Annotated in this window: 6 protein-coding genes; 5 read left to right on the top strand and 1 reads right to left on the bottom strand. The window is 36.6% G+C overall.

The window, feature by feature from the left end; genetic code table 11:
* The first annotated feature begins 196 nt into the window (after positions 1–196).
* Positions 197–1,069, top strand: a complete 873-nt coding sequence (gene fabD / locus ACLJX0_RS04170; protein WP_410878719.1) for an ACP S-malonyltransferase — start codon at positions 197–199, stop codon at positions 1,067–1,069.
* A gap of 74 nt (positions 1,070–1,143) precedes the next feature.
* Positions 1,144–2,325 (top strand): multidrug effflux MFS transporter, encoded by a 1,182-nt coding sequence (locus ACLJX0_RS04165; RefSeq protein ID WP_410878718.1) that lies wholly within the window; start codon positions 1,144–1,146, stop codon positions 2,323–2,325.
* Between the two features lie 54 nt (positions 2,326–2,379).
* On the opposite strand, the gene ACLJX0_RS04160 is transcribed toward ACLJX0_RS04165, so the two are convergent.
* Entirely contained in the window at positions 2,380–3,510 is a 1,131-nt protein-coding gene (locus tag ACLJX0_RS04160) for a DegT/DnrJ/EryC1/StrS family aminotransferase (protein WP_410878716.1), read from the bottom strand.
* Positions 3,511–3,673: 163 nt separating this feature from the next.
* On the opposite strand from ACLJX0_RS04160, the gene ACLJX0_RS04155 reads away from it, so the two are divergent.
* From ACLJX0_RS04155 to ACLJX0_RS04145, 3 genes are all read left to right on the top strand, one after another.
* Positions 3,674–4,918 (top strand): 3-deoxy-D-manno-octulosonic acid transferase, encoded by a 1,245-nt coding sequence (locus tag ACLJX0_RS04155; RefSeq protein WP_410878714.1) that lies wholly within the window; start codon positions 3,674–3,676, stop codon positions 4,916–4,918.
* Between the two features lie 721 nt (positions 4,919–5,639).
* A complete protein-coding gene (locus ACLJX0_RS04150; protein WP_410878712.1) occupies positions 5,640–7,796 on the top strand; it encodes a S46 family peptidase in 2,157 nt (718 codons plus the stop codon).
* A 127-nt stretch (positions 7,797–7,923) separates the two neighbouring features.
* Entirely contained in the window at positions 7,924–8,151 is a 228-nt protein-coding gene (locus ACLJX0_RS04145; protein WP_410878710.1) for a hypothetical protein, read from the top strand.
* Positions 8,152–8,178: the final 27 nt, after the last annotated feature.

The following is an 8,178-nucleotide window of genomic DNA, read 5'->3' as shown; positions in this document are numbered from 1 at the left end:
TTATATTTGTCTTTCTTATTGTTTGGGTGCACCTTGAAGATAATTATTTTTGAGGACAAACAATGAAAAAACCCCGCCTTTTTTAGACGGGGTTTTTGTTTTTTAGGCTTTTTAGACAGCCTCTTTTTATTCCCTTTCGTTTAACTAAGAAAAATACCTTATTTTTGCTCTGAATTTTATAGTTAATACAATACATATGAAAGCATACGTTTTCCCTGGTCAAGGTGCTCAATTCACTGGAATGGGTAAAGATTTATATGAAAGTTCAGCAGTTGCAAAAGAACTATTCGACAAAGCAAATAATATTCTTGGCTTCCCTATTACAGACATTATGTTTGAAGGAACGGCAGAGCAATTAAAAGAAACAAAAGTTACTCAACCTGCAGTATTTCTTCACTCTGTTATTTTAGCAAAAACAATTGAGAACTTCCATCCTGAAATGGTTGCTGGTCACTCACTAGGTGAATTCTCGGCTTTGGTTGCGAATGGCACCTTAGCTTTTGAAGACGCTTTAAAACTAGTATACCAAAGAGCAATGGCCATGCAAAAAGCTTGTGAAATCACCCCTTCTACTATGGCTGCTGTATTAGGTTTAGAAGACGCTATTGTTGAGCAAGTATGTAATGAAATTGATGGAGTTGTTGTAGCAGCCAACTATAACTGTCCAGGCCAACTGGTGATCTCTGGTGAAACAACTGCAGTAGAAAAAGCATGTGAAAAATTAAAAGAAGCTGGAGCCAAAAGAGCTTTACTACTTCCTGTAGGGGGCGGTTTTCACTCCCCTATGATGGAACCAGCCAGAACAGAATTGGCGGCTGCTATTGAAGCTACGACCTTCAATCCACCAACTTGTCCAGTATACCAAAACGTAACTGCAAGCGCAGTAAGCAATCCTGAAATCATCAAGAAAAACTTAATTGTACAATTAACAGCCCCAGTAAAATGGACACAATCCGTACAACAAATGGTTGCAGACGGCGCAACTTCTTTCACAGAAGTGGGGCCAGGAAAAGTCTTAACCGGACTAATCAAAAAAATTGATAAAGACGCAGAAACGTTTAATATCTAAAAATTTCAAACAATTATATATCCAAAAATCCTTGATTTCAAAAACATCAAGGATTTTCTATTTCATCTAAAACTGTGGAAAAATTATCACTTCAAGAGTGGGTATTAATCTTCACTTTAGCCAGCTTGACCGCCTTAGGTCCGTTAGCTATTGATATGTATTTACCCGCTTTTCCAAAAATAGCATCCGATTTACACACGGATGTTAGCTATGTCCAGGTTTCCCTCTCTACCTTTTTAGGAGGTTTAGCCGTAGGACAACTCTTTTGGGGACCAATATCTGATAAATACGGAGCAAAAAAACCCATCATATTCTCCTTGAGTATTTTTATCCTTACCTCCTTTGCGTGTATGTATGTGTCCGACATCAAAATGATGTGGGCCTATCGCTTCTTACAAGCTTTTGGTAGTAGTGGAGGATTGGTTATTGCGCGTTCTATTGTAAACAAGCGCTTTGATAAAGATAAAACCTTAAAAATATTTAGTATCCTAGCCCTTGTTGGAGGAGTTGCCCCTATTGTTGCTCCTATTCTAGGGAATGCCGTACTTAAATACTTCGATTGGCCTCATATTTTTACAGCCATGGGACTCTTTGCTATTTTTAGTATCGCCATGACATTTACCTTTTTAAAGGAGGATTTTTCCAATCGTTTACCTACATTGGAAGTAAAATCAATCTTACAAAATTACGTCAGGCTCTTTGAAAACAAGACCTTCATCACCTACACGTTCATTGGGAGTATTGCCTTCAGTTGTTTGATGCTGTATATTTCTAACTCACCTGTCTTAGTAATGGAAGTAGGAGGATTGAGCAGTACGGCTTTTAGCGTTGTTTTTATGGTCAATTCCTGTGGTTTAATGCTAGGATCTTTCCTTACCTCTTCTTTTTTGAGAAAACGCTTAGAACCAAAGAAAATCATTACCCTAGGAACCAGCATTCAGTTATTGTCTGCGCTTTGTTTATTTGGTTTGATTATCTTAGAAGCTTCTATATATTACCAATTGGTTCCCCTATTCTTTTTTGTACTGCCATTAGGGATGCTATTCCCTACATCAACAACCTTGGCTTTGTCGCCATTCAAAGCAGAATCAGGCATTGCCTCAGCGTTATTTGGCGCCTCTCAATTGGCCTTTACCTTTTTGACTTCTGTGTTATTAAATACACTAAACGACGGTTCCATGTATATTGTAGCCCTTTCATTAGCAGCTTGCGCCTTGTGTTCATTACTCATTAACACCTTGACTCAAAAAGCATAAAAATAAAAAAGCCTCGATTTCTCGAGGCTTTTTCTATACCTAATACTGAACGGACTATCCTAAAAAGGCTTTAATCTCGTCCGTTATAAATTGAATCTGATCTGCTTCTAATTCAGAATGCATCGGTAAAGACAACACCTCTTTAACCAATTGATTTGTAATTGGAAAATCTGCTTCTTTGTAACGAGGATCTAAATATGCTTTTTGGTTGTGTAAAGGAATTGGATAATAAATCGCACAAGGAATTCCTTTTGCTTGTAAATGCGCCATTAATGCATTTCGATCTGCATTGACAATACGCAACGTATACTGGTGGAATACGTGACTATCCTCATCTCCTTCTACTTTTGGTGTAATCACATTCGGATGATTAGCCAAAGCAGCGGAATATTGAGCAGCAGCTTCTCTCCTTGCTTTATTATACTGATCTAAACGCGGTAATTTTGCATTTAACACAGCCGCTTGTAAACTATCTAAACGCGAGTTAACCCCAACTACATCATGGTGGTAACGCTCATACATTCCGTGATTCACAATTCCGCGAATGATATGCGCCAATTGATCGTCATTCGTAAAAATAGCTCCACCATCACCATAGCAACCTAAGTTTTTAGATGGGAAGAAAGACGTAGCCCCAACATGAGCAATACCTCCTGTTTTTACTTTTTTCCCATTCGAGAAGGTATAACTTGCTCCTATTCCTTGAGCATTATCCTCGATTACAACTAAATTGTGTTCCGCAGCGATGTTCATAATCGCCTCCATATTCGCTACGTTTCCAAATAAATGTACAGGTACAATGGCTTTTGTTTTTGGGGTGATTGCTTTTTTAATCGCTTCCACATCAATGTTCATACTCGTTGGACAAACGTCCACCAATACTGGAGTCAACTGCAACAAAGCAATTACCTCAACCGTTGCTGCAAAGGTAAAATCAGCGGTGATTACCTCATCACCAGGCTGTAACCCTAGTCCCATCATTGCAATTTGCAACGCATCTGTTCCATTCGCACATGGAATTACATGCTTCACCCCTAAATACTTTTCTAAATTCGCCTGAAAAGTATGTACTTGAGGTCCGTTGATAAATGCAGAAGACTCTAAAACTTCTTGAAAAGATTGATTTACTTCTTCTTTAATTCCTTCATATTGACTTTTTAAGTCAACCATTTGAATTTGTTTCATCACTTTGGATTTTGTATCTCTAAGTCTTCGGCTCTTCCTTGTTTTTAGAGCAAAATAACTTGACTGTCGATATGTTTTACAGCTACAAAAATACTAATTTCTTTACGTTAAAAATCTTTTCTTTACTAAAAGAAACGTAATTTCGCTAGATAAACAATTCCCTATGTTATTTTTGTATAACCTACTTATTTATGTTGCTACGGCAATCTTGCACTTCGTTGCTTTATTCAACAACAAGATTCGCCTATTTGTTCAAGGCAGAAAAACATCTTTTGCTCTCTTACAACAACACATCCAACCTACCGATCGCGTTTTTTGGATTCACGTAGCTTCTTTAGGAGAATATGAACAAGGATTGCCATTGATGGAAGCCTTAAAAGAGCAATTCCCCAACCACAAAATTGTTTTAACTTTTTTCTCTCCTTCTGGTTATGAAGTAAAAAAGAATAATACTTTGGCAGATGCGACACTTTATTTACCGATGGATACCAAACGTAACGCCAAAAAATTTCTAACACTCGCTCATCCCGAGCAAGTGTTTTTTGTCAAATATGAATATTGGCCAAATTATTTGCACCAGTTGAAAAAACAAAAGATTGAAACCTACTTAATTTCGGGTATATTTAGACCCAATCAAGTGTTCTTTACATGGTATGGCGGTTTTTATAGAAGAGCCTTACAAGCATTTACCTATTTCTTTGTTCAAAACGAAGAATCGCGTACACTTCTTTCCTCTATTGGACAGAACAACAGTATTGTAGTGGGTGATACCCGCTTTGATCGCGTGAGTCAAATCCTAGAAAACGACAATACCTTATCTTTTCTAGAGGAACTCACTCACCAAAAAACCAAACAGACTCTTGTTGTGGGAAGTTCATGGCCACAAGATGAAAAAATAATTGTTGATTACATCAACCAAACCCAAGATGAAGAGATCAAATTTGTTCTAGCACCTCACAATATCAAAGCGGAGCAAATCAATCAATTGTTCGAATCCATCCAAAAGCCCAAACAATTACACTCTACCTATCAAGCGGGTGTTACAGATTTAAGTCAAACACAGGTGTATATCATTGATGCCTATAGCTTGTTAACCAAAGCCTATAGCTATGCTACTATTGCTTATATCGGTGGTGGTTTTGGTGCAGGCATTCACAACATTCTAGAAGCAGCCACTTTTGGTGTTCCCATTCTCATCGGTCCGAATTACAAAAAATTTCAAGAAGCCAAAGATTTGATAGCGCTCGGGAGCTGTATAGTTATCAACAATGAAATGGATTTTATCAACAATTTTGAAAAGTTATTAACAAATAATAAACTCTGTTGTGAACTAAATCAAATTAGCTCTTCCTTTATTTTAGCAAATAAAGCGGCAACAAAAAAGATAATACTACACATATTCAATTAGTTATAATAAAAATAAATAGATAAAGCTATTTTTATACTTATCAACATTTTCTAAAACAACGTATAGTTTATATTGTTGATAACTTAAAAAAAGATAAAGCGAAAAGGAAGTAAAACGAAAAAAAGGTAAGTAAACGCTTTTGTTTACTTACCTTTTATACTATGAATTAATAATTACACTATAGGTAACTTGTAGAAAGTTAGAGGTATATAGATATTCTATTAATACCGAACGAGCAATATAAGGCAAATTATTGAGTGACACAACCCCGTTAGGAGTATTTATGAAATTAACCTTCTTCTTTAAGAGTATATATTTTTATCCCTATCTCTCTCGCATCCTAGACGTAGACTTCCTTCACTTATCTTATAAAGCTTTACCAAAACTTCTTTTTTTTAACATCCTATTCTTTTTTGTCTTACAGGTATCTTTTTGTCGATAAAAAGAGCTTATAAGACTCAACCTTTACAGCTAAACAAAGCGATATCAATAGCTAAGCTCAGGATTTTTCATCCCTTGCAAGAAAATTAACAAAGTACGGTATTCCTTGTTTTTTTTCTACTAGGTTTTGCTAAAAACCACAAAAAACGGCACATCCTCCTTTAACAGCGTATTTATTTTTCTCAAAATAGACTTAAAATAAGGCTTCGTTCTGTAAATCCTAGGCCCTATTACCTGAATAGTTGTATCTTGGCTGAAATAAAATATAACGAACACTTTTATGAACTTAACACTTAAAAACGCATTTAAACTGCTCGTTGCACTACTTATTGTGCCTGTTTATGCACAACAAGGAGGTATGTGGATTCCTTCTTTGCTTGAAGGGATGAATGAAAAGGAAATGACGACCTTAGGAATGAAAATGTCCATTCAGGATATTTATGATGTAAATAACTCCAGTATGAAAGATGCAGTACCTCATTTCAATGGAGGCTGTACATCGGAGGTAATCTCTCCTCAAGGCTTGTTATTGACAAACCACCACTGTGGATATGGTCAAATTCAATCCCATTCTTCCGTAGCACACGATTATTTAGCCGATGGTTTCTGGGCGAAATCACAAGCAGAAGAGTTGCCAAACGAAAATTTAGACGTGACTTTTATCGTGCGCATTGAAGACGTAACAAGCGCAGTGATGAACGGTATCAAACCAAAGGATACAGAACTTCAAAAACAAGAAAAAATTAAAGCGAATATTTCGCGTACCGTTGCTACCTTCCCTAAAAAGGACTGGCAAGAGAATAAAATCAAATCATTTTACGAAGGGAATCAGTACATTTTATTTGTCACAGAAACCTTTAGCGATGTGCGTTTGGTTGGAGCTCCCCCTTCATCCATTGGTAAATTTGGATCAGATACAGACAACTGGGTGTGGCCACGTCATACAGGAGATTTCGCTTTGTTCCGTATTTATGCGGATAAAAACAATCGCCCAGCAGCTTACTCTAAAGACAACGTTCCTTATACACCGAAACACTTCTTCCCTATTTCCTTAGATGGAGTAGCACAAGATGATTTTACTATGGTATTCGGTTACCCTGGTCAAACCCAAGAGTATTTACCTTCTTATGCCATTGAACAAATCATCAACGATTTGAATCCGGCAAAAATTGGCGTTCGCGATGTAGCACTAAAAATTACAGATGAATACATGCGCAACGACCAAGCTATTAAAATTCAATATGCTTCTAAATACGCTGGGACAGCCAACTATTGGAAAAAGTGGATTGGAGAAAGTCAAGGATTGAAAAAAAGCAACGCTGTGGCCGCTAAAAAAACCTACGAACAAGATTTTATGGCTAGAGCGAAAAAAAGTAAAAATGCCAAGGAATACACGGCAATTTTGCCTCAATTTGAAAAATTATACCAAGAAATTGCTCCTTATGCTTTAAGTAGAGATTACTTTATGGAAGTTGCTCTACGCAACGGAGAACTATTGGCAGCTGCTTGGCGCGTTTATGGCGTTGAAAGTGCCTTAGATCATGAAGCTAAATTTCAAAGTAAAAAAGCAAACCTGTTGCAATCGCAAGAGCGCTTCTACAAAAACTACAACAAAAACGTGGATCAAGATGTATTCCAAGCTATTGTAACACTATATAAAGAGAAAGCGCCAAAAGCCTTTTTAGCACCAGCTTTGCAACAAGTGGATGTAGCGACGTTAACGAAAGAAATTTACGAATCGAGTAAATTAACTTCCTATGAAGGATTGAATGAACTATTAAGCGGTGATGCCAATCAAGTAAAAGCAGCATTAGCAGCTGATAAAGGCTATATGTTTGCTAAAAGCTTAATTGAAAACTACCAAACTAATATCTTGCCAAAATACGAAGCCTTAGATTTAGAGATCAAAGCCCTGCAACGCACCTATATGAAAGCGCAATTAGAACTTTATCCAGACGCTAGAATATTCCCTGATGCGAATAGTACCCTACGTGTTACCTATGGTAAAGTAGATGGTTACGCACCTAAAGATGCGGTTTACTATCAACCAGTGACGCATTTAGAAGGAATCATGGAAAAATATGTACCTGGAGATTACGAATTTGATGTTCCTGCCAAGTTGATTGAATTATATAATGCCAAAGATTATGGTGTGTATGCAGAAGATGGTTTACTACCTGTAAACTTCATTGCAACCAACCATACGACTGGTGGAAACTCTGGAAGCCCAGCTATTGATGCGCATGGAAACCTAATCGGGTTGAATTTTGACCGTGTATGGGAAGGCACCATGAGTGATATCTACTACGATCCTGCTATCTGTAGAAATATTATGGTAGATGCTCGCTATATTTTATTCCTTATTGACAAGTTTGCAGATGCAAAACACTTAATAAATGAAATGAAATTGGTAAATCCTAAAAAAGACAAAAAATAACATTCTGATTTACAGTGTTTTATAAATTATTTTTTTATATAAAAATATTTTACAAAAACAAATTAATGAATGATATATTTTCTATATTTGTATCGAATTAATAATTAACTTTTATAACTTTAGTAAAATGAAAAAAATCGCATTAAGCATTGCTTTAGTAGCTATGATGGGTGTATCTTTTGTTTCTTGTAAAGACACTGCAAAAGAACCAGCTCAAGAAGAAGTAACAACAGAAGAAGTAGCAGCTCCAGTTGAGGAAGTTGTAACTGAAGAAGTTGTAACTGAAGAGGCTCCAGCTACTGAAGAAGCTCCAGCTACAGAAGAAGCTCCAGCTACAGAAGAAGTTGCTAAATAATTTTAGCTAGCAATAAAAAAAGCTCCC

Source organism: Myroides sp. DW712 (assembly GCF_046557355.1).
GTDB lineage: Bacteria > Bacteroidota > Bacteroidia > Flavobacteriales > Flavobacteriaceae > Flavobacterium.
Note: the sequence above shows the minus strand (reverse complement) of the source record. Positions and strands in the feature narration are given on the sequence as shown.